The following is a 26319-nucleotide window of genomic DNA, read 5'->3' on the forward strand; positions in this document are numbered from 1 at the left end:
GATGAACGACACCCACAACCAGCAGGCGGCCCTGATCGCCGACCGACTGCAACAACCCCACATGCTGGTGCGCCGCACGATTGCGCTGGTGCTGGCCGGCGGCCGCGGCTCGCGCCTGAAGCAGCTGACCGACCGCCGTGCCAAGCCGGCGGTGTACTTCGGCGGCAAGTTCCGCATCATCGATTTCGCGCTGTCCAACTGCGTCAACTCGGGCATCCGCCGCATCGGGGTGATCACGCAGTACAAGTCGCACTCGCTGCTGCGCCACCTGCAGCGCGGCTGGAGCTTTCTGCGCGCCGAACTCAACGAGATGGTCGACCTGCTGCCCGCCCAGCAGCGGGTGGATGAAGAGCACTGGTACCGGGGCACGGCCGACGCGATCTACCAGAACCTGGACATCATCCAGTCCAGCCGCCCCGAGTACGTGGTGGTGCTGGCCGGCGACCACGTCTACAAGATGGACTACTCGCTGATGCTCAAGGACCACGTGGACAGCGGCGCCGGCTGCACCGTGGGCTGCATCGAGGTGCCGCGCGCCGAGGCCAGCGCCTTTGGCGTGATGGCGGTGGATGCGCGGCGCAGCATCACCGACTTCGTCGAGAAGCCGGCCGACCCGCCCGCCATGCCCGGCAACGACCAGGTGTCGCTGGCCAGCATGGGCATCTACGTGTTCAACGCCCAGTACCTGTACGAGCTGCTCGAAGAAGACCTGGCCAACCCCGAGTCCAGCCACGACTTCGGCAAGGACGTGATCCCGCGCGTGGTGCGCGAGGGCCGCGCCCAGGCACACCCGTTTTCGCTGTCGTGCGTGTCGACCTCGCCCGAGGCCCAGCCCTACTGGCGCGACGTGGGCACCATCGACGCCTTCTGGGAGGCCAACCTCGACCTGGCCTCGGTCACCCCCGAGCTCGACATCTACGACACCGACTGGCCCATCTGGACCAGCCAGCGCCAGCTGCCGCCGGCCAAGTTCGTGCAGGACGCGCAGGGCCGCCACGGCCAGACCATCAACACCATGGTGTCGGGCGGCTGCATCGTGTCGGGCTCGCACGTCAGCAACTCGGTGCTGTTCTCCAGCGTGCGGGTGCACTCGTTCTGCGAGATCGACCAGGCCGTGCTGCTGCCCAACATCACCGTGGGGCGGGGCTGCCGCATCCGCAAGGCGGTGATCGACCGCGGCTGTGTGCTGCCCGAGGGGCTGGTGATCGGCGAAGATCCGGTACTCGACGCGCAGCGCTTCGAGCGCACGGACAATGGCGTGGTGCTGGTCACCCGCACCATGCTGGCGCGCCTGGCGGCCGAACCGGCTGCCGCCCCAGCCCACATCACGCCCTGAAGCCCGAGAACGCCCCTGAACGCCCGGAAGGACCCCACCATGCGCATCCTGCAAGTCAGTGCCGAACTGTTCCCCCTGCTCAAGACCGGGGGCCTGGCCGACATTGCCGGGGCCCTGCCCGCGGCCCTGGTGGCGGCCGGTGTCGAACCCCGCGCCCTGCTGCCGGGCTTTCCGGCCATCCTCGCCGGCCTGAGCGAGGACACGGTGGTGGGCCACTTCGACGCACCCTGGGGCGAGCGGCTCAACCTGCGCCGCGGCAACCTGGCCGCCGTGCCCACGCCGGCCGGGCCGCTGCAGGCCTATGTGCTGGACGCGCCCAGCCTGTTCGACCGCCCCGGCAACCCCTACGAAGATGCCGAGCGCCGGCCCTACGCCGACAACGCGCGCCGCTTCGGCGCCCTGGGCTGGGCGGCCGCCCACCTGGCGCACGGCCTGGACCCGGCCTGGCGGCCCGATCTGGTGCATGGCCACGACTGGCACGCCGGGCTGGCCGCCGCCTGCCTGCACACCTGGCCCGGCCGGCCGGTGCCCAGTGTGTACACCGTGCACAACCTGGCCTACCAGGGCGTGTTCGCGGCCCACCACCTGCAGGAGCTGGGCCTGCCGGCGCACTTCTTCCGCCTGGAGGGCCTGGAGTTCCACGGCCAACTCTCCTTCATGAAGGCCGGCCTGCACTTTGCCGACCGCATCACCACCGTGAGCCCGAGCTACGCCCGCGAGATCCAGCAGCCCGAGCAGGGCTGCGGGCTCGACGGCCTGCTGCGGCATCGGCGCGATGTGCTCAGCGGCATCCTGAATGCGGTCGACACCGCCGTCTGGAACCCCGCCACCGACACCTTGATCGCCCACCGCTACGACCCGCGCCGCATGACCGGCAAGGCCATCTGCAAGGCCGCCCTGCAGCGCGAGATGAAGCTCGAGCTCACCCCCGGTGCCCCGCTGTTCTGCGTGGTCAGCCGGCTGACCGAGCAAAAAGGCCTGCACCTGGTGCTGGCCGGGGGCGACGACATCGTGGCCGCCGGCGGCCAGCTGCTGGTGCAGGGCACCGGCGACCCCGAACTGCAGCACGCCTTTGCCCTGCTGGCCCAGCGCCACCCCGGGCGCGTGGCGGTGCACCTGGGCTACGACGAGGCGCTGGCGCACCGCGTGTTTGCCGGCGCCGACGTGACCCTGGTGCCCTCGCGCTTCGAGCCCTGCGGCCTGACCCAGTTGTATGGCCTGCAGTACGGCTGCCTGCCCCTGGTGCGGGCCGTGGGCGGCCTGGCCGACACCGTGGTGGATGCCGACCTGGCCACCCTGGAAGACGACAGCGCCAACGGCTTCGTGTTCCACGACTTCACCGAAGCCGCCTACCGACACGCCCTGCGCCGCGCCTTTGCGCTGTACCGCCAGCCCACCGCCTGGGCCCGGGTGCGCCAGGCAGGCATGCGTCGTGCTAGCGGCTGGGACGAGTCGGCCCGGCACTATGTGGCGCTGTACCAGTCCCTGCTGCAACACTGAACCGGGGCGGGCGCTTGCTGCACCCTGCGGCCCGACCCACCCACGCCCCTTTCTGATCGCGAAAGAAAGCCATGACCCACACCCCGTCCGTCTTCGACTACGACGCCCCGCAACACGATGCGGCCTCGCTCAAACGTGCCATCGCCAACAAGCTGATGTTCACCGTGGGCAAGGACCCGGCCACGGCGCGCCCGGTGGACTGGCTCAACGCCGCGGCCTACACGGTGCGCGACCTGCTGGTCGAGCGCTGGATGGCCACCACCCGCGCCAAGGCGGCGCAAGACGTGAAGAACGTCTACTACCTGTCGATGGAGTTCCTGATCGGGCGCACCTTCAGCAACGCGCTGATCGCGCTGGAGATCGAACAGCCGCTGCGCACCGCCCTGGCCGAGCTGGGCCTGGACATCGAGGCCATGGCCGAACTCGAACCCGATGCGGCCCTGGGCAACGGCGGCCTGGGCCGGCTGGCCGCGTGTTTTCTGGACTCGATGGCCACCCTGGGCGTGCCCGGCTATGGCTACGGCATCCGCTACGACTACGGCATGTTCCGCCAGACCATCGTGGACGGGCGCCAGGTCGAGGTGCCCGACTACTGGCTGAACAACCTCAACCCCTGGGAGTTTCCGCGCCCCGAGGTGGTCTACCGCGTGCAGTTCGGCGGCCACGTGCTGCGCCACGGCGACCGCTACGAATGGGTCGACACCCAGGACGTGCGCGCCATGGCCTATGACACCATCATCCCGGGCTTCGGCACGCAGGCCACCAACACGCTGCGCCTGTGGTCGGCCAAGGCCACCGAGGAGATCGATCTGGGCGCCTTCAACCGGGGCAACTACTTCGAGGCGGTGGAGCGCAAGAACCACTCCGAGAACGTGTCGCGCGTGCTCTACCCCGACGACTCCACGCCCTCGGGCCGCGAGCTGCGCCTGCACCAGGAGTACTTCTTCTGCAGCGCCAGCGTGCAAGACCTGCTGCGCCGCTACCTGGCGCGCCACGACACCTTCGACCAGCTCAAGGACAAGGTCAGCATCCACCTCAACGACACCCACCCGGTGCTGGCCGTGCCCGAGCTGATGCGCCTGCTGCTGGACGTGCACCACGTGCCCTTTGCCGACGCCTGGCGCATCTGCCAGGGCGTGTTCTCGTACACCAACCACACCCTGATGCACGAGGCGCTCGAAACCTGGCCGGTGGAGATGCTGGGCCGCATCCTGCCGCGCCACCTGCAGATCATCTTCGACATCAACGCCTACTTTCTGGGCCAGCTGGCCCAGCGCCACGGCGGCGACACCGACCTGATGCGTCGGGTGTCGCTGATCGACGAGGGCGGCGAGCGCCGCGTGCGCATGGCCTACCTGGCGGTGCTGGCCAGCCATTCGGTCAACGGCGTGTCGGCCCTGCACTCCGAGCTGATGACACAGTCGATCTTTGCCGACTTCGCACGCCTCTGGCCGGAGCGCTTCAACAACAAGACCAATGGCATCACCCAGCGCCGCTGGCTGGCCCAGGCCAACCCGGCCCTGGCCAGCGTGCTCGACGGCGCCGTGGGCCCGGGCTGGCGGCGCGACCTGAACCTGCTGGCCCAGCTCAAAGACCGGCTGGACGACCCCATCCTGCTGCAGTCCTTCCGCAACGCCAAGCAGCACAACAAGCAGCGCTTTGCCAGCTGGGTGCAGCAGCACATGGGCCTGACGCTGCCGGCCGATGCGCTGTACGACGTGCAGATCAAGCGCATCCACGAGTACAAGCGCCAGCTGCTCAACGTGCTGCACGTGGTCACGCGCTACCTGCGCATCATCGAACAGCCCGGCTCGGTGAAAGTGCCCCGCGTGGTGGTGTTCGCCGGCAAGGCGGCCTCGGCCTACCACATGGCCAAGCTGATCATCCAGCTGATCAACGACGTGGCCCGCACCGTCAACAACGACCCGGCCGTGGGCGATCTGCTCAAGGTGGTGTTCGTGCCCAACTACAGCGTGAGCCTGGCCGAGCTGATCATCCCGGCCGCCGACCTGTCGGAGCAGATCTCCACCGCCGGCACCGAGGCCTCGGGCACCGGCAACATGAAGCTGTCGCTCAATGGCGCGCTCACCATCGGCACGCTCGATGGTGCCAACGTCGAGATCCGCGAGGCGGTGGGCCCGGAGAACATCTTCATCTTCGGCAACACCACGCCCGAGGTGGCCGCCCTGCGCAGCCAGGGCTACCAGCCGCGCCAGGTGCTGGCCGGCAAATCGGAGTTGCAGCGCGTGCTGGAGGCCATCCGCGACGGCCGCTTCAGCCCCGAAGAGCCGCACCGCTACCAGGCCATCTACGACGTGCTGGTGAACTGGGGCGACCACTACATGCTGCTGGCCGACTACGCCTCGTACGTGGCAGCCCAGGAGAAGGTCGACGCCCTGTACCAGAAGCCCGAGGCCTGGAACCGCATGGCGCTGCGCAACGTGGCCGGCATGGGGCCGTTCTCGTCGGACCGCACGATTGCCGAGTACGCCGAGAAGATCTGGCGGACTGAGCCGGTGAAGCTCTAGCCCCCACGGTTGCACGCGGCACGTCGCGATCGCCCCCCAAGTCAAAAAGGGGGGTGGTGTGACGCGCAGCTGTCCGTCAGGGCCCCTCGTCCGTCCTCTGGCCACCCCGGCGCCGGCTTGTCATCCGCTTTTCGAGCAGCTCCAGTTCTCTCATCTCTGCGCGATCTGCCTCCAGCGCTTCTGCCTGACGCCGGGCCGCATCAAACTGCTCATAGCGTTTGTGGACCATCGTCGTCATCGCTTCGTGGCTCATGTGGCCAGGGCCCTGCAACACGGCCTGCTCGTTGAAGGCCATGAAGCTGTCCACATAGGCCCGCCAATCAGCCAGGCGCAGGTCTTTGCGCTGCAGCGAGCGCAACTCGGCAAAGTCCAGGAACATGCCAACGATGCGATTGAGCTGATCCAACTCCTCGGCACCCAGGTAGTTCTTGGCCACCGTCACATCGGCCTTGCGTACACGGCTGCCCTTCCAGGCGGTGAGGGCCATATTGGGCTGGCTGGGGTCAGCGCGTTGCACGATCAACTCAGCGGCCGTGTGGCCCGTCACCGCGAAGAACATCTTGTTCTGCACCTCGGCGAAGAACAGGCCCGTGACCTGGGCATCGTCCGCGTAATCCACCGACAGCGCCAACAGGTCACGTACCTTTTGGTAGAAACGCTTCTCCGACGAACGTATGTCCCGGATGCGCTGGAGCAGTTCATCGAAGTAATCCCAGCCGTCGGCCCTCTTCAAGCGCTCGTCGTCCATGACAAAGCCCTTGATCAGGTACTCCTTGAGGTGGGTCGTGGCCCACTGACGGAACTGGGTGCCGCGTGGCGACTTCACCCGGTAACCGATGGCCAGGATCATGCTGAGGTTGTAGAGCTTGATCGTTCGACGGACCTGGCGGCCGCCCTCGGCTTGAACTATTAAGTCATCCTTAACAGTTCCAACTTCGGCCAACTCACCTTCATCGAGCACGTTTCTGATGTGAATATTGATGTTGGGTATCGAGGTCTGGAAAAGCTCAGCCAGTTCGGCCTGGCTGAGCCAGACACTGCCCCCCTCGGCACGCAGGAAGAAACGCGCCGAGCCATCCTCAGTGGCGTAGAGCACCAGTTCGGCGCGTGGCATCGGATCATTCATCGTCCCGCCCCTTGTCCGTCCAACTCGGCATCGAGCTTCAAGCGTTGGCCGCACAAGGCCTTCAGATCGATGGACTTCGTGCCGTCGAGGAAGGCCCACCTGAAGCCCACCTGCTTGAAAGCCAAGATGGGCCTGGCGCGGCTCATCAGTGCATCATTCATCTCTGCGCTCCTTTCCCTGCATTCTCCGGGCTAAGCAGTGAACTCCAGAATGCGAGGGCGACCTCAGCATGACTGGAGGACCCAGACGGCCGCAGAGGGCCCGCGCTCGTCGCCCTGTCCGGGTCTGCAGCCTCAGGTCTCAGGGCTGCAGGCCCTGCAGCAGGTCCAGCGTGGGGTAGCCGTCGGGCACCAGGCCGGCGCTACGCTGGTAGCGGCGCACGGCTTCGCGGGTGGCCGGGCCCATCAGGCCGTCGGGGGTGCCGCTGTCAAAGCCGCGCTCGTTGAGGGCGTTTTGCAGGGTGCGGGTCTGGCTGCGCGTGAGCGGCTGCAGATCGCGGGGCCAGGCGGCCTGCACCGCCGGGCCGCCGTCCAGGCGCTGGGCCAGCAGGGCCACGCCCAGGGCATAGCTGGTGGCGTTGTTGTAGCGCAGGATCACCTTGAAGTTGGGCCCGATCAGAAAGGCCGGCCCACGGGCGCCGGCCGGCAGGAACACCGCGGCCTGATCCAGCGCGGGCAGGGGCCCGCCATCGGGGCTGCGCAGGCCCTCGGCCGCCCACTGGGCACTGCTTTGCTTGAACTCGCCATCGGCCCGCGCCAGGTCAAAGTCGGGCGGCAACACCACCTCGCCGCCCCAGGGTTGGCCGCTCTGCCAGCCCGAGCGGGCCAGGAACTGGGCGGTGGAGGCCATCACATCGGCCATGCTGGCCCAGATGTCACGGCGACCGTCGCCGTCGGCGTCCACCGCATGGGCCAGGAACACCGTGGGCATGAACTGCGTCTGCCCCATGGCACCGGCCCAGGAGCCGATCATGTGGGCGCGGTCGATGTCGCCGCTCTGCAGGATCTTCAGCGCCGCCAGCAGCTCGCCCCGGGCCCAGGCCTCGCGCCGGCCCTCATAGCCCAGCGTGGCCAGGGCGTCGATCACCGGGGTGTTGCCGTAGTTGCGGCCGAAGTCGCTCTCCATGCCCCAGATGCCGGCCAGGATGGAGGCCGGCACGCCATAGCGCGCGGCCGCCGCATCGGCCTCGGCGCGCACCTGCTGCAGCTTCTTCTGCCCGTTGAGCACGCGCTGCGGGGTGATGGCGCGGTCCAGGTAGTCCCACACCGGGCGGTTGAACTCAGGCTGGGCCCGGTCCAGCTCGATCAACTGGGGCAGGTATTGCACCTCGTCAAAGGCCGCATGCAGCGTGGCCTCGCTGATGCCGGCACGCCGGGCCGAGACCTTGAAGCCCTCCACCCAGCGGGCAAAGCCGGCCTCGGGGCTGGGCGGGTTCGCGGACGCAAGGGGCGTTGCCGCAGCCGCAGCTGTCGTGGCTGCTGCAGGTGACGTTGCCGCGGTCTCGGGCGGGCGGCTGGCACAGGCGGCCAACAGCAAGGTGGCGCCCAGGCTCAGCGTGAACAGCGGGCGCGCCAGGGCAGGGCGCCGCAGGATGGGGGTGGCATGCATGGGGTGATTTTCACCCGCATTCAGCACCCGAGCCGGCTCAAGGGGCTGGCGTAGACTCGGGAAAGCTCAGGATCATCTGCTTGAAATCGGGGTACAGCACCCAGTTGCCGTAGGCGCTGGGGTGATCGCCGTCAAAGAACAGGGGGCGACCCTCGCGCAGGCTGCTGCAGATGTCGCCCGGGCACAGCACGGGCAGGGGGTCCCAGATGCTCAGGCCCGGCACCTCCTGGCTCAGGCGCTGCATGCTGTTCAGCACGGGTGCGCGCAGGTCCAGCAAGGTGCTGCGCGGCTGCTGGTTGTCGCCCACGCAGATCGGGTTGTGGCGGTTGAAGGCATCGGCGCAGCGGAAGGTGGGGGCCTGGAAGATGGGCTTGGGCGCCTCGAAAATCAGACGCAGGCCGCGCTGGGCCAGCGGCGTCAGCCAGCCCGGGGCCTCGGCCAGGGCCTCATTACGGTCTTTCTCTGCAGCGGCACCGTAGATACGCTCGTGCATATCAGGGATATTGAAACTGGCCCATTGGTCGCCATAGCGCGGCATGCGCAGGCTGGGCATGAACAGCAGGTCGCCCGGCCGGCTTTCCTCAGCGATTTTCTTCACCACCTGCTGGCTGAACGTCAGGCAACCGGGGTCGCGGTAGCGCCCCTGGGGCTGGCTCAGGTCAAGGAAGGGGCAGCTTGGAAAGGTGTACAGGTGCACGCGGGCCCCGGTGTCGGCGCTGAGCTGCTCCAGCATGGGCAGGTAGGCGCCGGCATGCGAGTCCCCGATCACGTTCACGGTCTGACGCCGGGCTGGCGCTTTGCAGGCACTGGCCTGGTAGCTGTGCTCCACCCCACCGGCCAGCCCCTCCGAATGCATCGCTACCTGGCAGTTGCGCTGGGTCGGGTCGCCATAAGGCATCTGGCTGCCGGCGTACCAGTCCACGGCATGACGGGCCACCGTGCTCAGGCTGATCTCGTTGCGGTGGCGGAACAAGGTGTGGCTGAGCTGGTAGCCCAACAGGGGAAAAAGGGCAAAGAGCAGGATGCGGGCCCAAGCCGGTCGGGCCTCAAGGCGGGCGTTGTGGCGCAGCGGCAGCTCCAGCCAGTGGTACGAGGCCAGCGCGAGCAGCATCGTCAGTAGGGCCCCTGCAGCCAGCGTGAACGCGCTGTCCAGCCCCACCGTCCAGCGCAGCAATACGCAGACCGGCCAGTGCCACAGGTAGATCGAATACGAGCGCTTGCCCAGCCACACCGGCACGGCACTGCCCAAGGCTCGGTCACTGAGGCGCCCCTGCGCCGTGGCGCCGGCCTGGATGACCAGTGCAGCACCCAGCACCGCCAGGCCATTCCACACCCAGGCGTCTGGTCCGGGCCGGGCCCACACCAGGGCCACCGCCAGGCACAGCAAACCCAGCAAGGGCAAACCGGCACTCAGCAACGCCCCTGGGGGGGTGCGGGCCGGCTTCGGTGGCCAGGTCTGGTGTGCAAAGCGCAACAACATGCCCACGGCCAGCTCCCAGAAGCGGCAGGCAATGAAGTAGAACGCCACGTCGGGTTGGCGGCTGCTTTGCTGCACGAAGTAGGCCAGCGAGGCCACGCACAACGCACCGGCGGCACCCAGCGCCAGCAGGCGGGCACGGGCACCCCGTTGCCCCCAGCGCATGAAGGCATAGATCAGCATCGGCGCCAGAAGGTAGAACTGTTCCTCCACCCCCAGCGACCAGGTGTGGGTGTAGGGGTTGAACTCGGCCCGTGGTGCAAAGTAGGTATCGGCGTTCGACTGCATCACCCAGTTGCTCAAGCCGAGGTAGGCGTACAGTCCGGTCTTGTCACTGAGTTCGCTGAGCCAGGACTGGGGCACCAGCAAGGAGGCGCCCAGTGCCGTGGCCAGCAGCACCCCGCACAGCGCCGGCAGGATGCGCGCGAAACGCTTGGCATAGAACTCGCCGATCAGACGCCAGAAGCCCAGGCCGCGCTGACTCAACAGCGAACCGGTCACCACATAGCCCGAGATCGCAAAGAACACATCCACGCCCAGAAAACCGCCCGGCAGGGCGCTGGCGCGCAGGTGGAACACCAGCACCGCCAGCACGGCAATGGCCCGCAGGCCGTCGATGTCTGGGCGGTAGGAAGAAATAGGGCGAGGAGACGATTCCGGCATGGGTTGGGCATTCACTTTCAGTGGGTGGGAAAGTGTAACTAGGGCCAGCCTGACCCTCAGCCCACGCCAGACGACTCAATGGCTCCCCAGGTACAGCTGCGCCATGCGCTCGTCACCGAGCAGCTCGTGGGCCGGGCCGGCCAGCACGCAGCGGCCCTGATCCAGGATGTAGCCCTGCAGGCTGATCTGCAGCGCCTGGCGGGCGCGCTGCTCGACCATGAGCACGGCCACGCCGGCGGCGGGCAGCTTCTGCACCATGTCGAACACCTTGCCCACCAGGGAGGGCGCCAGGGCGGCCGTGGGCTCATCCAGCACCATGATGCGGGGTGAGGGCATCAGGGCCCGGGCGAAGGCCAGTTGCTGGCGCTCGCCGCCGGACAGGTTGCTGGCGGGCTGGGCCAGGCGCTCGACCAGGGCCGGGAAGTCGGCCAGCACCTCGTCCATGCGGCGCTTGAGGTGGGGCACACCGCGCACCACCTGCAGGTTCTCGCGCACGGTGAGCGAGGCAAACACATTGGCCACCTGGGGCACATAGGCCAGGCCGGCGTCAAAGCGGTCTTCGGCGCCGAGCCGGGTGATGGAGCGCCCATCCAGCACGATCTCGCCCTGCACGCGGGGCAGCAGGCCCAGCAAGGCCTTCACCAGGGTCGATTTGCCGGCGCCGTTGGTGCCGGCGATGGTGACGATCTGGCCCGGGGCCACGCTCAGGTCGATGCCCTGGATGATGTCGACCTCCGAGTAGCCGCCGCGCAACGCGCGGATGTCCAGCAGGTTCGCGCTCATGCCACACCTCCCATGTAGGCTTCCTGCACGCGCGGGTCGTCCAGCACGGTGTGCGGGTCGCCCTCGGCCAGGATGCTGCCGCGGTCCATCACGATCATGCGCTGCGACAGGGCCTTGAGCGCCTGCAGGTGGTGCTCGATGACGATGAAGGCGATGCCTCGGGCGTGGAGCTCACGCACGCGCTCGCAGATCTCCTCGATCAGCACCGGGTTGACGCCGGCAAAGGGCTCGTCAAGCAGGATGCAGCGCGGGTCGAGCATCAGCACGCGGCCCAGCTCGACCAGCTTCTTCTGGCCGCCAGACAGGCCGCCGGCCAGCTTGTCGCGCACCCGCGTCAGGTTGAGGAACTGCAGGATGCCATCGGCCTTGGCCACCAGCTGCTCCTCGTGCTCGCGCAGGCTGCGGGTGCGCACAAAGGCGTTCAGCAGGCGCTCGCCCTGGGGGTTGGCGGCGGCGGCCAGCAGGTTCTGGTGTACGCTCAGGCTCTTGAACTCGCGCGGCACCTGAAAGGTCCGCACCAGGCCCAGGCGGGCCCGGCGGTAGGGCGGCAGGCGGGTGATGTCGTGACCATCAAAGCGGATGCGCCCGGCGTCCGCCGGTTGCTGGCCCGCGATGGCCGCGAACAGCGTGCTCTTGCCCGCCCCGTTGGTGCCGGCGATGCCCAGGATCTCACGCTCGGCCAGTTGCAGGGACACGCCATCGACGGCCTTGAAGCCCCCGAACTGCCGGGTCACGGTTTCGACGCTCAGCATCATTGGCTTTTTCCTCCCCCCCACAGGCCGTGGGGGCGGTACAAGGTGATCAGGATCAGCGCCAGACCCACGGCGGCCAGGCGCAGGCTGGCCATGCCCACTTCGGACACGCCGGGCACCCAGTCCTTGGCAAAGCGCGAGCCTTCGAGGAACACCATCAGCAGCAGCGAGCCGAAGAGGGCGCCGCGCACCGAGCCGGCGCCGCCCATGATCAGGCCCATCCACACATAGAAGGTGATCAGCGGAATGAACTGCTCGGGCGTGATGAAGGTGATGAAGTGCGCATAGAAGGCCCCCGCCAGCCCGGCCAGTGCCGCCCCCAGCATGAACACCTGCACCTTGAAGCGGGCCGGGTCCTTGCCCAGGGCCGACAGGGCGGCCTCGTCGTCGCCGATGGCCTTGAGCAGGCGGCCGAAGGGGCTGCCGGTGAGGCGCACCGTGCCCCAGGCCACCACGGCGACGGCGCCCAGCAACACCGCGAAGATCGCGGCATCCGACCACGGGCCCCAGCTGGCGAACAGCTTGGGCAGGCCGGGCAGGCCTTGCACGCCCTGGGTCAGCCAGCTTTCCTGCTGGATGGTGATGCGCACCGCCTCGGAAAAGCCCAGCGTCACGATGGCCAGGTAGTCGTCGCGCAGGCGCAGCGACAACAGCCCGATGGGCAGCGCCAGCAGGGCGGCCAGCACGGCCGCGGCGGCAAAGCTCAGCGGCAGGGGCACGCCTTGCAGCGACAGCAGGCCCGAGGTGTAGGCGCCGACGGCAAAGAAGGCCACCACCCCGAAGTTGACCAGCCCGGTCAGGCCGAACTGCAGGTTCAGCCCCAGGGCCAGCAGGCCATAGATCAGGGCCACGATGCCGATGGCCAGAAGATAAGCGGTCATGGCGTCCTCACCTCACCAGCTGCACCCGGCCCATCAAGCCGGCCGGCCGCAGCAACAACACACCCGCCAGCACGGCAAAGGCCAGCACCAGCTTGTAAGACGGGCCCAGCAAGGGCACGGCCAGTTCCTGCACCACGCCCAGCAGCAAGGCCCCGAGCACGGCGCCCACCGGGCTGCCGATGCCGCCCAGCACCATGGCCGCAAAGGCGGGGATCAGGCTTTCCCAGCCCATGTCGGGGGTGACCACGGCCTTCATGCCCAACAGCACGCCGCCCACCGCCGACAGGGCGCCCACCAGCAGCCACAGGCTGATCATCAGCCCCCCGGCCCGGATGCCGCTGGCGCGGGCCAGATCGGCGCTGTCGGCCACGGCACGCAACTGGCGACCGAAGCTGGTGCGGTAGATCAGCACGAACACCCCGGCCAGGCAGGCCGCCGCCAGCGCGGCGATCACCAGGTCGGTGGGCAGCAGGCGCACGCCGCCGAAGTTCCAGGCCCGCACCAGGGGCAGATCGAAGGTGCGCTGGTCGTGGCCGGCAAAGAACGAGATCAGGCTGCGCAGCAAAAAGCCCAGCCCGATGGCCGCCAGCATCGAGGCCACCATGGGGCGCCCGGCCAGCTTTCTGAAGATCAGCCGGTAGGCACCAACCGACACCCCGGCGGTGATCACCGCCCCCAGCAGGGCCGCCGCCCACAGCGGCCAGCCCAGCAGCCACTGCACGGCCACGGCGGCATAGGCCCCGGTGGTCAGCAGGTCGCCGCTGGCCGCATTGGGAAAGCGGTTGACCCCCATCACCAGGGTCATGGCCAGGGCGGGCAGGGCCACCACCAGGCCTTCGATCAAGCCATTGATCAACAGGTTTGCGAATTCGATCCAGGTCATCAAGTCATCTCATGGGTCATGCCCGTTGGGCCCACCACCGGGGTGGGGCCAGTTGCCCTGCGGGCCGGTGCCAGGTCAGGCGCCCGGCCGGCCCGCCGGACCATCACGTGGCGCTGATGGACACCACGTCGCGGCGCACCAGCTGGCCTTTTTCGATCACGTACACCCCGAAGTCGGGGGTGGCGTCGCCGAACTTGTCGAAGTCGAGCTTGCTGGAGGCGCCTTCGTAGTTCACCTTGCCCTTCTTGGCCAGCAGGGCCTTGCCTTCGGCAAAGGTGCCCACGGCCGTGCCGGGGGCGTTGCTCACATCGCGCAGGCGGGCGTTGATCTGCTCGACGCTGGCGCCGGGGCCGGCGGCCTCCATGGCCAGGGCCAGGCTGATCACCATGTCGTAGGCCATGGCGGCGTAGATGTTGGTCGAGGCGGGTTTGCCAGCGGCCTTCTGGAACAGCGCATCGAAATGCGCATAGGCAGCGCTCTTCTCGTTGGACACGGTGTCCACCGAGATGATGCCCTCGCACACCTCGGCCCCGAGGGCTTTGACCAGATCGGGGTTGGCGGCCCAGCCGGGGATGACCCATTTGTTGTCGGCCCCGGCCTGGAACCATTCGCGCAGCAAGATGGTGGTGTCGGGCAGGTACGAGCCGGTCACGATCACATCGGGCTTGGCCGCCAGGATCTTCTGCAACTCGCTGCGGTAGCTGGGGCGGTTGGGCTCGTAGGTGACATGGGCCACCACCTGGCCGCCGCGCTGCTTCCAGACCTTGGTGAAGCCCTCGGTGTTGCCCAGGCCCGAGGCGTTGTTGAAGGCCATGGTGGCCGGGCGCTTGAAGCCGCGCTTGGCGCAGATCTCGGCAAAGGCCGCGCCGAAGCGGTCGTTGGTGGCCTGGAAGCGCCAGACCAGGTCCTTGGTGTCGAGGGTGGAGATGGCGGGGGCGCCCGAGACATTCATCTCGATCAGGCCGGCCGCCTCGGTCAAGGGCATCACCGCCAGGGTCACGCCCGAGGCCCAGGTGCCGAGCACGGCCTGCACCTTGTTCACCTCGATCAGCTTCTTGGCCGCGAGCACGGCGGCATCGGGCTTGGTCTGGTCGTCTTCGGTGAACAGCTCGAGCTTGCGGCCGCCGGCGCCGCCCGCGGCGTTGACCTCGTCCACCGCCAGCCGGATGGCCTGCTGCATGCCCGGGCCATAGGGGCTGCCGGCCCCGGTGATGGGGGTGAGCGAGCCGATGCGGAACGCCTCACCCTGCTGGGCAAAGCCGAGGCGGGGCAGGCACGACAGGGCGGCAGCCAGGCCGGAGAGCTGGACGAGTTGGCGACGTTGCATGAGGGTTCTCCAAGAGGGGGGGTGAGGGGGTGGCGAAAAGAGGGAGAAAAAACGGAGAAAAGGCGAAGAAAGGGGGGGCGGCTGGCTTGGTGTGCGTCAGAGCGTGTTCTTGTGCAGCAGCCCGTCCTTGAGGATGGCGCGGATGTGTTCGCCCTGGTTCAGCAGGCAGCGGATGTCGCTCAGGGGGTTGCCGTCCACCAGCAGCAGATCGGCGATGGCACCGGCTGTGACCTCGCCCAACTGGCCGCTCTGGCCCAGGATCTCGGCGCCGATCAGGGTGGCCTGCTGCAGCACCGGGCCGTTGCCCAGGATCTCGGCGCGCAGGCGCAGTTCGTCCGATTGCAGCGGGTGGGTCTCGCCCAGCAGATCGCTGCCCAGGCCCATCTTCACCCCGGCGCGCGCCAGGATCTCGATGGCCTGCCGGCCCTGGCCGCGCACCGACTCGATCTTGGCGATCGAGGCCGCCGGCAGCCCGTAACGCTCGCCCTCGTTGGCCAGGCCTTCGTAGGTGATCAGGGTGGGCACCATGTAGGCGCCCAGCTCGGCCATCAGCTCGGCGGTGGGGGCATCCACCAGGTTGCCGTGCTCGATGGTGCGCACGCCGCAGCGCACGGCGCGGGCGATGGCGCGTGGGGTGTAGGCATGGGCCATCACGTAGGTGTTGGCGTTGCCGGCTTCTTCGACGATGGCGCGCAGCTCGGCTTCGGAGTAGCCCAGGTTGCCGATCGGGTCGTTGGGCGAGGCCACGCCGCCCGAGGCCATCACCTTGATCTGGCTGGCCCCCTTGAGGATCTCTTCACGCACGGCCAGGCGGCAGGCATCCACGCCGTCCACCACACGCCCGATGTTGCCCAGCTTGTAGGCGCACGAGCAGGCGTCCAGATCGTCATTGCGGGGCCGGAAGTCGGCGTGGCCGCCGGTCTGCGACAGCGCCTTGCCCGAGGAGAACAGGCGCGGGCCCGGCACCAGGCCGGTGCGCACCGCTTCGGCCAGCGACCAGTCGGCGCCCCCCGCATCGCGCACCGAGGTGAAGCCGCGCTCGAGCATGGCCTTCATGATGGGCAGGGCACGCAGCATCACGAACACATTGGGCTGGCGGGCCACCCCGCCCAGGTTGAAGGATGAGGCCACCGTGTGCACATGGCAGTCGATCAGGCCGGGCATCAGCGTCATGCCCCGGGCATCCAGGGTGGTGCAGCCAGCAGGCACGCTGAGGTCGGTGCCCACGGCGGCGATGCGCCCGTCCGAGACCAGCACCGAGAGGCCGCTGCGCAGCGTGAGGGCATGCACATCCAGAACATGGCTGTTGACGATCAGCAAGTGGGTCATGGGCGTTCAGAAAATCCGTTGGACACTACAAATTACTCATGGCTTCAGACACGGGGCCAGGGCCTTGAGCTTGGGCAGCCAGCAGGGGTTTCAGGGGTTTTCCCTGGGTAAACCCGCCGCCGGTGCTCAAACATGTTGCATTTATCGGGCCAATCGGGTCTGGCTGCAATGCCTAAAATCTCACCACTCCATGACCATTACTCATAAGCTGCGATGCGAAGACTCTGCCCCACCATCTCGGAACTGAACGCCTTCCATGCCGCCGCCAAGCACCAGGCCTTCACCATGGCGGCCAAGGACCTGTGCGTGACGCAAAGCGCCATCAGCCGCCACATCGCCTCGCTGGAGGACTACCTGGGCCAGAAACTGTTCATGCGCAAAAGCGCCGGGCTGGAGCTGACCGAGGCCGGTGCCACCTACCTCAACGCCACCCGCCCGGCCATGGCCGCACTCGAATCGGCCACGGCCCAGCTGATGTCCTATGGCGGCAATGGCGGGGCCCTGAACCTGTCGGTGCCGCCCACGTTTGCGGCGCAGTGGCTGTTTCCGCGCCTGGGCCACTTCAAGCGCACCCTGCCCCAGGTCACGCTGAACTTCGTGCGCTACCAGCATGCCCACGACTTTGCCGTGCCGCACGAATTCGATGCCGCCATCCAGTTCGGCTACGGCAACTGGCCCAGTGCCAACGCGCGCTACCTGATCGGCCAGGAAACCAGCCTGGTGTGCAGCCCGCAAGTGCGCGACAGCCTGGCGCTGCGCAGCCCGCAAGACCTGCAGCGCGCCACGCTGCTGCAGCACATCGAGGTGCCGCTGGCCTGGCACGACTGGCTGCAGGCGCACCAGTGCGACACCTCGGGCAGCCGCTTCGGGCCGGGCTTCAACCTGTATTCGCTGATCATCCGCGCCGCGGTGTCGGGCTTTGGTGTGGCCATCGTTCCCACCTGCCTGGTGGAGGACGAACTGCAGGCCGGCAGCCTGGTGGAACCCCTGGGCGACCGCTACCAGAGCCCCCTGGGCTATTACCTGTGCGCCCCCAGCGCACGCGCCAACCTGTCGGCCTACAAGCTGGTCAGCGCCTGGCTGGAGCACTGCTGCAGCCACGCCGAGGCCGCCAGCGCCGAAGCACCGCGCGACTGCATCTTCTGCAAGACGGCCCAGAGTTGAGACCTGCGTGCAGGGCGGGGTGCCCCAGCCGGTTGGCCTGTTTATACTGTGATTATTCACAGCCCCCCCCCCCTCCCCCACAACCATCACACCCTTCGCCATGCCCGACCTCAGCCCCACCCCTGCCGGCCTGTTCAAGGACGATCACCAGACCCTGCGCTGCGTGTGGTGCCGCGCCACCCCCGAGTACCAGCGCTACCACGACACCGAGTGGGGCTTTCCAGTGCATGACGACACCCGGCTGTTCGAAAAGATCTGCCTAGAGGGTTTTCAGGCCGGGCTGAGCTGGCTGACCATCCTGAACAAGCGCGAGGGCTTCCGCCAGGCTTTCGAGGGCTTTGACATCGACCGCGTGGCCGCCCTGGGCGAGGCCGACATCGCCCGCCTGCTGCTCAACCCGGGCATCGTGCGGCACCGCGGCAAGATCGCCTCCACCCTCAACAACGCGCGCCGGGCCCAGGCGCTGCGCGACGAGTTCGGCAGCCTGGCGGCCTACTTCTGGCGTTTCGAGCCCCCCGCCGGCAGCCGCCCCGAGACCATCACCTCGCTGAGCCTGCAAGGCCTGACCACCTCGGCCGAATCGGTGGCCCTGTCCAAAGACCTCAAGAAGCGTGGCTGGAGCTTTGTCGGCCCCACCACCATGTACGCCTTCATGCAGGCCATGGGCCTGGTCAACGACCACCTGGAGGGCTGCCACGCGCGCCCCCTGGCCCTGGCCCGGCGCGCCGCCATCGGCTGAGCTGGCGCAGACGACAAAAAGGCGGGCCCGAGGGCCCGCCTTTTCGGAGGGGTGCAAGGTGAAGCTGCCGGGCTCAGCGCAGCACCGGGAACACTTTCGACTTGGAGTCCACCGACACGGCCGAATCCTTGGCGGCCTTGACGGCTTCGGCGTCCACCTCGGCACGGTCGCGGCTGCTGGGCAGGGCCGGGGCCACCTTGGACTTGGAATCGACCGACACGGCCGAATCGCGGGCGGCCTTGATGGCTTCGGCCTCGACCTCGGCGCGGGTGCGGGTGCTGTTCAGCACCGGGGCCACCTTGGACTTGGAATCGACCGAAACAGCCGAATCACGGGCGGCCTTGACCGCTTCGGCTTCGACTTCGGCGCGGCTGCGCACATCGGCCTGGGCCGACACGCCGGCCAGGCCGGCCAGGGCTGCAAACAAGAGAGCGGTGAGTTGGGTGGGCTTCATGGTGTCAGGTTCTCGCGGTCAGTGGCGTTGGAAGATCAAACCGGGCCGGCCTTGGGCTTGGCCCCGGATGACGCGACTGTAGACAAGCAATCACCACAACAAAACAGCCAGATGTTCAAATAAGAATTTCAATTTCAACAACAATCCTGCCATCAGGATGTCATGGAGACGGGGGTTCGTCCCCTGCGCCGTCGGGCCAGCCTCTGCCACCCATGGTCGGCGCGCGATACTGTATATAAAATCAGCCATCACCCGCCGACCCGCCCGACGCCGCACCCCATGACGGATCCCATGACGGAACTGACCCTGACCCGCTTTCACCGCACCCGCCTGATGCAGATCTGGCGCTCGGCCGGCTGGCCGAGCAAGGACGGGCTGGAGATCGACCTGCTGGCCGCCGGCCTGGTGGCCATGCAGACCAGCCCCGAGGGCCACGAATGCCTGCGCCTGACCGAGGCCGGCATCCAGACCCTGGCGCAGGCACGCCAGCGCAGCCTGCGGGCCTTGAGCGCACACGACCGCCTGGCACAGCGCTTTGCCGAGCACCTGATGGCCACCGGCCGCATCGTGTGGCGCGAGCTCTCGCTGCGCGCCGCCATCGACCCGCCCGGCCAGCCCCCGGACCCGGAGCAGCCACAGGCCCAACCCGACACGGAACCCGCCCCTGCGGCGGCCACCACCGCCCTGCCATCGCTCTGGCCTGACGAGGCCCCGCCCGCACCGGCCCCGGTGCCGCATGTGTGGCGCATGGCCCGGCCTGACCTGTTTTCGGTGCGCAACACCTCGGTCGAGGCCTACCTGCAGCCCATGGTGCATGAGATCAAGTTCAGCCGTGCCGACCTGCTGTCCGACCTGCGCCACAGCGCCAAACGCCAGGCCTACCAATGGCTGAGCGAAGCCTGCTACTACGTGTTTCCGGCCGGGGTGGCACGGCCCAATGAGATCCCCGAGCACCTGGGCATCTGGGTGCTGCACGGCAACCTGGCCGACGGCCAGTTCGAGATGCTGCGCGCGGCCCGCCACACGCGCTGCACGCTGCCCTTTCCGGTGTGGCTGGCGCTGTCCAAGGCCACCCCGCTGCGCCGCGAGGGCGACGAATTGCAGACCCGCCTGGGCGAAGACCCGAGCCAGAGCCAGGAACTGGTGTGAACGCCGACACGGCCCCGGTGCAGCCCCAGGCAAAGGCACAAGCCGAGGCAGAAACGCCCGTGGTCTACACCGTGGCCGTGCGCGAGCTGTGCGAGTTCACCGCCAAGCAAGGCGACCTCGACCTGCGCTTCACCCCCGCCCCCAGCGCGCTGGAAGGCATGGCCGGCCACGCCCTGGTGGCGCGCCGGCGTGGCCCGGACTACCAGGCCGAACTCAGCCTCAGCGGCGTGTACCAGGGGCAGCTGCGGGTGCGCGGCCGCGCCGATGGTTTTGCTGCCGACGCAGGCCGGCTCGACGAGGTCAAGACCCACAAGGGCTCGCTGGAGCGGCAAAACCCCGCCCAGCGCGCCTTGCACTGGGCGCAAGCCCTGGTCTACGGCTGGCTGCTGTGCCAGCAGCAGGGCCGGGACCAGCTCGAACTGGCCCTGGTCTACCTGGACGTGGGCACCGAGCAGGAGACCGTGTTCACCCGGCACTGCAGCGCGGCTGAGTTGCAGGCCCATTTCGAGACCCAGTGCGCCCGCTTTCTGGCCTGGGCCCAGGCGCAACAGGCCCATCGCCGGGCCCGCGACGCGGCCCTGCTGGCCCTGGTCTTTCCGCACCCTGACTTCCGCACCGGCCAGCGCCCCCTGGCCGAGGCAGTGTACAAGGCCGCGCGCAGCGGGCGCTGCCTGCTGGCGCAGGCGCCCACCGGCATCGGCAAGACGGTGGGCACGCTGTTCCCGCTGCTCAAGGCCGCGCCCGGCCAGCAGCTCGACAAGCTGTTCTTCCTGAGCGCCAAGACCTCGGGCCGGCCACTGGCCCTGGCGGCGCTGCGGCGCCTGGGCGGCCCCTCGGGCTGGCCGCTGCGGGTGCTCGAGCTGGTGGCCCGCGACAAGGCCTGCGAACACCCCGACCGCGCCTGCCATGGCGAGTCATGCCCACTGGCCCAGGGCTTCTACGACCGCCTGCCCGCGGCGCGCAGCGCCGCTCTGAGCGGCAGCACCGACCCCGACGGCAGCGCCCCACTCGACCAGGCCCGGCTTCGGGCCGTGGCCCTGCAGCACCAGGTCTGCCCCTACTACCTGGGCCAGGAACTGGCGCGCTGGGCCGATGTGGTGGTGGGCGACTACCACCACTACTTCGATGGCGGGGGGCTGCTGCACGGACTGACCCAGGCCAACGACTGGCGCGTGGCCCTGCTGGTGGACGAGGCCCACAACCTGCTGGAGCGCGCCCGCAGCATGTACAGCGTGGCGCTGCGCCCCGAGCACCTGGCCCGGGCGCGCCAGAGCCCCACCGCCCAGCAGTCGCAGCCCGTGCGCCAGGCCCTGGCCCGGGTGGGCCGCGCCTGGGTGGCCCACGACAAGGCCCAGGGCCCGCACTACCAGGTGCACGAGCACTTTCCGCCCAAGCTGCTGGCCGCCCTGCAGCAAGCCCTCAGCACCCTGGCCGAGCACCAGGCCGAACACCCCACCGACAACGACCCGGCCCTGCTCGACTTCCAGTTCGAAACCCTGCAACTGGGCCGCCTGCTGGAGCAGTTCGGCCCGCATTCGATGGTGGATGTGAGCCCTGGCCCGGCCACCGCCCCGGTCCCCGGGCAATCGCTGCTGTGCCTGCGCAACCTGGTGCCCGCGCACTTTCTGCGCGCCCGTTTCGCCAGCGCCCACAGCTGCACCCTGTTCTCGGCCACGCTGCAGCCCATGCACTACCACGCCGACCTGCTGGGCCTGCCCGACGACACGGCCTGCATCGAGGTCGAGTCGCCCTTCCAGGCGGCCCAGTTGCAGGTGCACACCGCGCACGACCTGTCCACCCGTTTCCAGCACCGCGCCCAATCGCTGGACCCGCTGGTGGACCGGATGGCCGCGCAGTACCAGGCCCGGCCTGGCAACTACCTGGCCTTTTTCAGCAGCCATGACTACCTGCAGCAGGCCGCGGCGCGCCTGGCCCAACGCCACCCCGAGCTGCCTTGCTGGAGCCAGTCGCGCGGCATGAGCGAAGCCGAGCAACAGGGCTTTCTGGCGCGCTTCCGGGACGAGGGCCAGGGCATCGGTTTCGCGGTGCTGGGCGGGGCCTTTGCCGAGGGCATCGACCTGCCGGGCCGGCGCCTGATCGGCGCCTTTGTGGCCACCCTGGGCCTGCCCCAGCTCAACCCGGTCAACGAAGAGATCCGCCGCCGGCTGCAGGCCCAGTTCGGCGCCGGCTACGACTACACCTACCTCTACCCCGGCCTGCAGAAAGTGGTGCAGGCCGCCGGGCGGGTGATCCGCGGCCCCGGCGACGAGGGCGTGATCCACCTGCTGGACGACCGCTTTGCCCGGCCCGAGGTGCGCCGCCTGCTGCCGGCCTGGTGGGGACTCAAGGACTGAGGCCGCCGGGGCCGCATTGGGCCGCAAGGAGGTACGGCCCAGCGAAACAATCCAGGGGCTAGAGTTCTCCCTCCCAGGGATTCAGAAAGGGCACCTTGGCATGCCGGAACTCGGAGACATCTCGGGTGACGACCGTGAGCCCGTGTTGGGCTGCAGTGGCTGCAATGATGAGATCGGGCTGAGAGAAGGTGTGCCCAGCTTTACGACCTGCTTCCACAAAAAGCCGCCAGGTGAGCATCACCTCTTCTGACACAGGCAACACACGGCGCTCGAACATGGGTCGCACCTTGTGCGTCAGCCAGTTCATCAGTTCTGCGCGGCGACCGGCCTCTGCGAGCAGCTCAATGCCAAAGCGGATTTCCGCCAGCGTCACGGTGCTGATGTAAAGCGACTCCAAGGGCTGGGCGGCCACGAAAGCCAGAACACGCGCATCAGGACGCGGCCTGCGCAGCTCGGAGATGACGTTGGTGTCCAGCAGGTAGTCCGTCACAGCAGCACATCCCTGACCGGCATGGCCTCACGCGGGACATCGAGGTCCATGTCACGGTAGGGTGAGGACTGGATGGCCTCGATCAAGTGGCTCCCCGTCAGTTGCCCACTCAGACGACGAAAATCTGCGGCGGTGATGACCACCACCTCGTCCCGGCCATGCACGGTGACGTGCTGTGGTCCCTCGCTGTGCACGCGGCGCACCAGCTCACTGAAACGGGCCTTCGCGTCCTGCAGCATCCAACGGCCAGGCGGCGCAGCGTTTTCTGATGTTGTCTTGCTCATAGGCACCTCGACTTTTGGTCAGCCTGACCAGAATAGCAGCCAGTGCTGGATGGATCAATGGGATGCCCATGCCCGCCTGAGGCGGCTCAACGCTCGGTGCGGCACACTCGGGCCCCATGAACTCCAGCCCCCACAGCCACTCCAGCCCCCCCGGCGCGGACGCCGTGCTGATCCATGCCCTGCAAGCCCTGTTGCAAGCCCCATCACAGGCCAGCACGGGCCAGCCCGTGCGCCTGATCGAGACCCACATCTCCTGGGTGCTGCTGGCCGGCGAGCAGGCCTACAAACTCAAGAAGCCGGTGCGGCTGCCCTTTGTGGACTTCAGCACGCTGGCGCTGCGCCGGCATTTCTGCGACGAAGAACAGCGCCTGAACCAGCGCCTGGCGCCGCAGCTGTACCGGGGCGTGCAGGCCATCACCGGCACCCCCGAAGCCCCGCTGCTGGGAGGCCAGGGCCCCGCCATCGAGTACGCGGTGTGCATGCGCCGCTTCGCCCCGGGGGCCCTGCTCAGCGAGCGGCTGGCCGCCGGGGTGCTGGGTGCCGAAGAGCTGCAGGGGCTGGCGCAGCGTGTGGGCCAGTTCCATCAGCAGGCGGCCGTGGCCCAGCCCGGGCAGGGCTGGGGCCAGCCACAGCAGATCGAGCAGGCCGCCCTGAAGGTGCTGGCGCAACTGCAGGCCGCCCTGGGCGAGGCCCCCGTGGCAGCGCTGCGGCGATGGATGCAGGCACAAGTGCTGGTGCTGGCGCCGGTCTGGCAGACCCGGCTGGAACAGGGCTGGGTGCGCGAAGGCCATGGCGACCTGCACCTGAACAACTGCGTGCTGACCGAGGAGGGCGCCACCGGCTTCGACTGCATCGAGTTCGATCCGGCCCTGCGCTGGATCGATGTGATGAGCGACCTGGGCTTTCTGACCATGGACCTGCACGCCCATGGCCGCCCCGACCTGGCGGCGGGCGTGCTGGACCATTACCTGCAACAGACCGGCGACTGTGGCGGCCTGGCCGTGCTGCGCTTCTACGAGGTCTACCGCGCCCTGGTGCGCGCCCTGGTGGCCACGCTGAGCCCGCCCCAGCCGGGCGCCACCGACTACCTGGCCTGCGCACACGCCCTGAGCCTGGGCCCACCCGGCGGGCCGCGCCTGCTGATCACGCTGGGCCTGTCGGGCTCGGGCAAATCCACGGTGGCCGCCCAGTTGCTGCAAGCCACCGGGGCGGTGCGCCTGCGCTCGGATGTGGAGCGCAAGCGCCTGTTCGGCCTGCAGGCGCTGCAGCGCTCCGAGGCCCTGGGCCTGTCGCTGTACACGCCCGAGGCCACGCGCCGCACCTTTGACCGCCTGCATGAGCAGGCCGCCACGGCCCTGCGGGCGGGTTGGCCGGTGGTGGTGGATGCCGCCTTTTTGCGGCGCGGCGAGCGCGACCGCTTCCAGGCCCTGGCCCGGTCGCTGGGCCTGCCTTTCGGCGTGCTGCACTGCCACTGCGACCCGGCCTTGATGCGCTCGCGCATCGAGGCCCGCCAGGCCCGCGGCGACGATGCCTCGGAGGCCACGCCCGAGGTGCTGCAAAGCCAGCTCAAAGGCCCCGGTGGGCCCGAAGCCGACGAACTGCCCTGGGTGCTGTCGGTGGACACCACCGAGCCCCTGGGCCCGGCCGACATCGCCGCCCTGGCGCGCCGCTGGCTGGAGCAGCACGGCCCCTGACACCCCAGCCTCCCAGGCGAGAATGCCGCCATGGAATTCCTGTTCGAGTTGCTGTTTGAACTGTTCGGCGAGGTCTTGCTGCAGGTGCTGGGCGAGCTGCTGGCCGAATGGGGCCTGCACCTGACACGCCCCGCCGAGCGACGCCGCCCGCCGCACCCCCTGTTCACCCTGCTGGGCTATGCCTTGCTGGGCCTGGCGGTCGGCGCCCTGAGCCTGCTGTGGCTGCCGCACTCACTGTTGCCGGGCAAGGGCCTGCGCCTGGCCAACCTGGTGCTGTCGCCCTTGCTGTCGGGCGCGGTGCTGGCCTGGATCGGCCACTGGCGTGCCCAACACGGCTCGCCGGTGCCGGTGCGCAACCGCTTCATGCAGGGGCTGGTGTTCGCCTTTGCCATGGCGGCGGTGCGCTATGGGGCCACGCTGTGAGGCTTTGACGTCTGCGAGGCCCAGGGGCTGTCACACCAGCTTGCGGATCGGACGGCGCCGCCATACCAGCCGGTAGTACAGGCTTTGCAGCAGCAGCATGGCGATGAAGGCCACCGGGTAGGCCACCCACACGCCTTCGACACCGATGTGGCGGCTCATCAGCACGGCCACCGGCACCTCGACCCCCAGGATGCAGAAGATCGAGATGGCCGTGGGCACCAGCACCGACCCGCTGGCCCGCATCACGCCGGACAGCACGCTGGCCATGCCGAAGATCACGCTGCTCCACAGCATGATGTGCAACAGGTTCTGGGCCAGCTCCAGCACCGGGGCGCTGGTGATGAAGAACCCGATCACGGCACGCGAGAACAGGTAGGCCACGGTGACCAGGGCCCCGGTGAGCACCAGATTCATCAGGAGCCCGGTGCGCGCGATGTCGCCCAGGCGCTCGCTGCGCCCGGCGCCAATCGCCTGGGCACCCAGGATGGAGGCGGTGATGGCGATCGAGATGGCCGGGAACTGCACATAGGCCACGATCTGGTTCACCGCACCGTAGGCCGCCGTGGCGTCGGAGCCAAAGCCATTGACCAGGGACAGCAGGGCCAGCTCGGCCAGCGAGATGACGATCATCTGCAGCCCTGTGGGCACGCCGATGCGCAGCACCGTGGCCAGCAGCCGGGGCTCGATGCGCAGGTGGCGCAGCAAGGCGGCATCGGGCGCCAGCGGGTGCAGGCGCCGGCGCAGGTGCCAGCCCAGCCACAGCAGCGCACAGGCGGTGGACAGCACCGAGGCCAGGGCGCCACTGGCCACGCCCATGCGCGGCAGGCCCGCCCAGCCCAGGATGAAGGCCGGCGTGAACACCAGGCCCAGCACGGTGGACAGCACCAGGGCCTTGAGGGGCGTGACGGTGTCGCTGACACCGCGCAGCATGGCGGTGGACAGCAGGAACAGGAACATCAAGGGCATGTTGAGCAGCACGATGCGCGCATAGGCCGTGGCCTCGTCCAGGATGTTGGCCGGCGTGCCCAGGGCCCGCATCAGCGCCGGGGTGAAGCTGCCCCCCAGCAGCGCCACGGCCAGGCCCAGCAACAAGGCCACGCACAGTGCCGTGCCGGCCACGGCCTTGACCCGCCCCGTGTCGCGGGCGCCCCAGGCCTGCCCGATCAGCACCGACGAGCCCGCACCCAGACCGATGATGAAGGACACACAGAAAAAGGCCACCGGAAAGAAGCCCGACACCGCCGCCATGGCCTGCACGCCCAGGATCTGGCCGATGTAGATGTTGTTGATGGTGCCCGACAGCGCCTGCAGGATGTTGCTCAGCAACATGGGCCCGAGAAAGCCCAGGAACACCTGCCAAAGGGGTTTGGCGGGG

General features: G+C 68.5%; 23 protein-coding genes. 9 read left to right on the forward strand and 14 right to left on the reverse strand.

Annotated elements, in window-relative coordinates:
• Window position 1 precedes the first annotated feature (1 nt).
• The 3 genes from glgC (at window position 2) to L880_RS0105620 (ending at window position 5364) form a co-directional block, all read left to right on the forward strand.
• Window positions 2–1336 carry a glucose-1-phosphate adenylyltransferase gene (glgC, locus tag L880_RS0105610; RefSeq protein WP_027474841.1) on the forward strand — a complete coding sequence of 445 codons (1335 nt, stop codon included), beginning with the start codon at window positions 2–4 and terminating at the stop codon, window positions 1334–1336.
• Between the two features lie 39 nt (window positions 1337–1375).
• A complete protein-coding gene (glgA, locus tag L880_RS0105615) occupies window positions 1376–2836 on the forward strand; it encodes a glycogen synthase GlgA (protein ID WP_027474842.1) in 1461 nt (486 codons plus the stop codon).
• A gap of 71 nt (window positions 2837–2907) precedes the next feature.
• The gene (locus tag L880_RS0105620) at window positions 2908–5364 is read left to right on the forward strand and encodes a glycogen/starch/alpha-glucan phosphorylase (RefSeq protein ID WP_027474843.1); all 2457 of its coding nucleotides are present in this window, start codon (window positions 2908–2910) and stop codon (window positions 5362–5364) included.
• Window positions 5365–5440: 76 nt separating this feature from the next.
• On the opposite strand, the gene L880_RS0105625 is transcribed toward L880_RS0105620, so the two are convergent.
• The 10 genes from L880_RS0105625 to L880_RS0105670 form a co-directional block, all read right to left on the reverse strand.
• Window positions 5441–6490 (reverse strand): virulence RhuM family protein, encoded by a 1050-nt coding sequence (locus tag L880_RS0105625; protein ID WP_027474844.1) that lies wholly within the window; start codon window positions 6488–6490, stop codon window positions 5441–5443.
• A complete protein-coding gene (locus tag L880_RS35485; RefSeq protein ID WP_157462624.1) occupies window positions 6487–6651 on the reverse strand; it encodes a hypothetical protein in 165 nt (54 codons plus the stop codon). Before L880_RS35485 ends, L880_RS0105625 begins: the two co-directional genes overlap by 4 nt.
• A 139-nt stretch (window positions 6652–6790) precedes the next feature.
• Window positions 6791–8098: a lytic murein transglycosylase gene (locus L880_RS0105635; RefSeq protein ID WP_043328711.1), complete on the reverse strand. Its 1308-nt coding sequence runs from the start codon at window positions 8096–8098 to the stop codon at window positions 6791–6793.
• A 37-nt stretch (window positions 8099–8135) separates the two neighbouring features.
• The gene (locus L880_RS0105640) at window positions 8136–10238 is read right to left on the reverse strand and encodes an acyltransferase family protein (RefSeq protein WP_027474846.1); all 2103 of its coding nucleotides are present in this window, start codon (window positions 10236–10238) and stop codon (window positions 8136–8138) included.
• 75 nt (window positions 10239–10313) lie between these two features.
• Window positions 10314–11021 (reverse strand): ABC transporter ATP-binding protein, encoded by a 708-nt coding sequence (locus tag L880_RS0105645; RefSeq protein WP_027474847.1) that lies wholly within the window; start codon window positions 11019–11021, stop codon window positions 10314–10316.
• A complete protein-coding gene (locus tag L880_RS0105650) occupies window positions 11018–11776 on the reverse strand; it encodes an ATP-binding cassette domain-containing protein (RefSeq protein ID WP_027474848.1) in 759 nt (252 codons plus the stop codon). Before L880_RS0105650 ends, L880_RS0105645 begins: the two co-directional genes overlap by 4 nt.
• Window positions 11773–12654 carry a branched-chain amino acid ABC transporter permease gene (locus tag L880_RS0105655; protein ID WP_027474849.1) on the reverse strand — a complete coding sequence of 294 codons (882 nt, stop codon included), beginning with the start codon at window positions 12652–12654 and terminating at the stop codon, window positions 11773–11775. Before L880_RS0105655 ends, L880_RS0105650 begins: the two co-directional genes overlap by 4 nt.
• Window positions 12655–12661: 7 nt before the next feature.
• Complete coding sequence (locus tag L880_RS0105660) at window positions 12662–13537, reverse strand: branched-chain amino acid ABC transporter permease (protein WP_027474850.1); 876 nt, start codon at window positions 13535–13537, stop codon at window positions 12662–12664.
• A gap of 103 nt (window positions 13538–13640) precedes the next feature.
• Window positions 13641–14864 (reverse strand): ABC transporter substrate-binding protein, encoded by a 1224-nt coding sequence (locus L880_RS0105665; protein ID WP_027474851.1) that lies wholly within the window; start codon window positions 14862–14864, stop codon window positions 13641–13643.
• Window positions 14865–14960: 96 nt separating this feature from the next.
• Window positions 14961–16193, reverse strand: coding sequence for a metal-dependent hydrolase family protein (locus L880_RS0105670; protein WP_027474852.1), 1233 nt, complete (start codon window positions 16191–16193; stop codon window positions 14961–14963).
• Window positions 16194–16406: 213 nt separating this feature from the next.
• Here L880_RS0105670 and L880_RS0105675 point away from each other — a divergent pair, with 213 nt between their 5' ends.
• Together L880_RS0105675 and L880_RS0105680 are read left to right on the forward strand one after the other, a co-directional pair.
• Window positions 16407–17357, forward strand: a complete 951-nt coding sequence (locus L880_RS0105675) for a LysR substrate-binding domain-containing protein (RefSeq protein ID WP_019573744.1) — start codon at window positions 16407–16409, stop codon at window positions 17355–17357.
• A gap of 100 nt (window positions 17358–17457) precedes the next feature.
• Window positions 17458–18096: a DNA-3-methyladenine glycosylase I gene (locus L880_RS0105680; protein ID WP_027474853.1), complete on the forward strand. Its 639-nt coding sequence runs from the start codon at window positions 17458–17460 to the stop codon at window positions 18094–18096.
• Between the two features lie 73 nt (window positions 18097–18169).
• On the opposite strand, the gene L880_RS0105685 is transcribed toward L880_RS0105680, so the two are convergent.
• Window positions 18170–18550 (reverse strand): hypothetical protein, encoded by a 381-nt coding sequence (locus tag L880_RS0105685; protein ID WP_027474854.1) that lies wholly within the window; start codon window positions 18548–18550, stop codon window positions 18170–18172.
• Window positions 18551–18841: 291 nt separating this feature from the next.
• On the opposite strand from L880_RS0105685, the gene L880_RS0105690 reads away from it, so the two are divergent.
• Both L880_RS0105690 and L880_RS0105695 read left to right on the forward strand, forming a co-directional pair.
• A complete protein-coding gene (locus L880_RS0105690; RefSeq protein WP_043328613.1) occupies window positions 18842–19699 on the forward strand; it encodes a hypothetical protein in 858 nt (285 codons plus the stop codon).
• On the forward strand, window positions 19696–22053 hold the full coding sequence (locus tag L880_RS0105695; protein WP_157462627.1) for an ATP-dependent DNA helicase: 2358 nt from the start codon (window positions 19696–19698) through the stop codon (window positions 22051–22053). Before L880_RS0105690 ends, L880_RS0105695 begins: the two co-directional genes overlap by 4 nt.
• A gap of 58 nt (window positions 22054–22111) precedes the next feature.
• Here the strand turns inward: L880_RS0105695 and L880_RS0105700 are convergent, their stop codons facing one another.
• Both L880_RS0105700 and L880_RS0105705 read right to left on the reverse strand, forming a co-directional pair.
• Entirely contained in the window at window positions 22112–22543 is a 432-nt protein-coding gene (locus L880_RS0105700; protein WP_027474857.1) for a type II toxin-antitoxin system VapC family toxin, read from the reverse strand.
• Window positions 22540–22827 (reverse strand): type II toxin-antitoxin system Phd/YefM family antitoxin, encoded by a 288-nt coding sequence (locus L880_RS0105705; RefSeq protein WP_027474858.1) that lies wholly within the window; start codon window positions 22825–22827, stop codon window positions 22540–22542. The genes L880_RS0105700 and L880_RS0105705 overlap by 4 nt, the downstream gene beginning before the upstream one ends.
• 116 nt (window positions 22828–22943) lie before the next feature.
• On the opposite strand from L880_RS0105705, the gene L880_RS0105710 reads away from it, so the two are divergent.
• Both L880_RS0105710 and L880_RS0105715 read left to right on the forward strand, forming a co-directional pair.
• Window positions 22944–24521: a bifunctional aminoglycoside phosphotransferase/ATP-binding protein gene (locus L880_RS0105710; RefSeq protein WP_027474859.1), complete on the forward strand. Its 1578-nt coding sequence runs from the start codon at window positions 22944–22946 to the stop codon at window positions 24519–24521.
• A 30-nt stretch (window positions 24522–24551) separates the two neighbouring features.
• On the forward strand, window positions 24552–24944 hold the full coding sequence (locus L880_RS0105715; protein ID WP_051443090.1) for a hypothetical protein: 393 nt from the start codon (window positions 24552–24554) through the stop codon (window positions 24942–24944).
• Window positions 24945–24974: 30 nt separating this feature from the next.
• On the opposite strand, the gene L880_RS0105720 is transcribed toward L880_RS0105715, so the two are convergent.
• Entirely contained in the window at window positions 24975–26273 is a 1299-nt protein-coding gene (locus tag L880_RS0105720) for an MATE family efflux transporter (RefSeq protein ID WP_043328717.1), read from the reverse strand.
• Window positions 26274–26319 lie beyond the last annotated feature (46 nt).

It is taken from the genome of Curvibacter gracilis ATCC BAA-807 (genome assembly GCF_000518645.1).
Lineage (GTDB): Bacteria > Pseudomonadota > Gammaproteobacteria > Burkholderiales > Burkholderiaceae_C > Curvibacter > Curvibacter gracilis.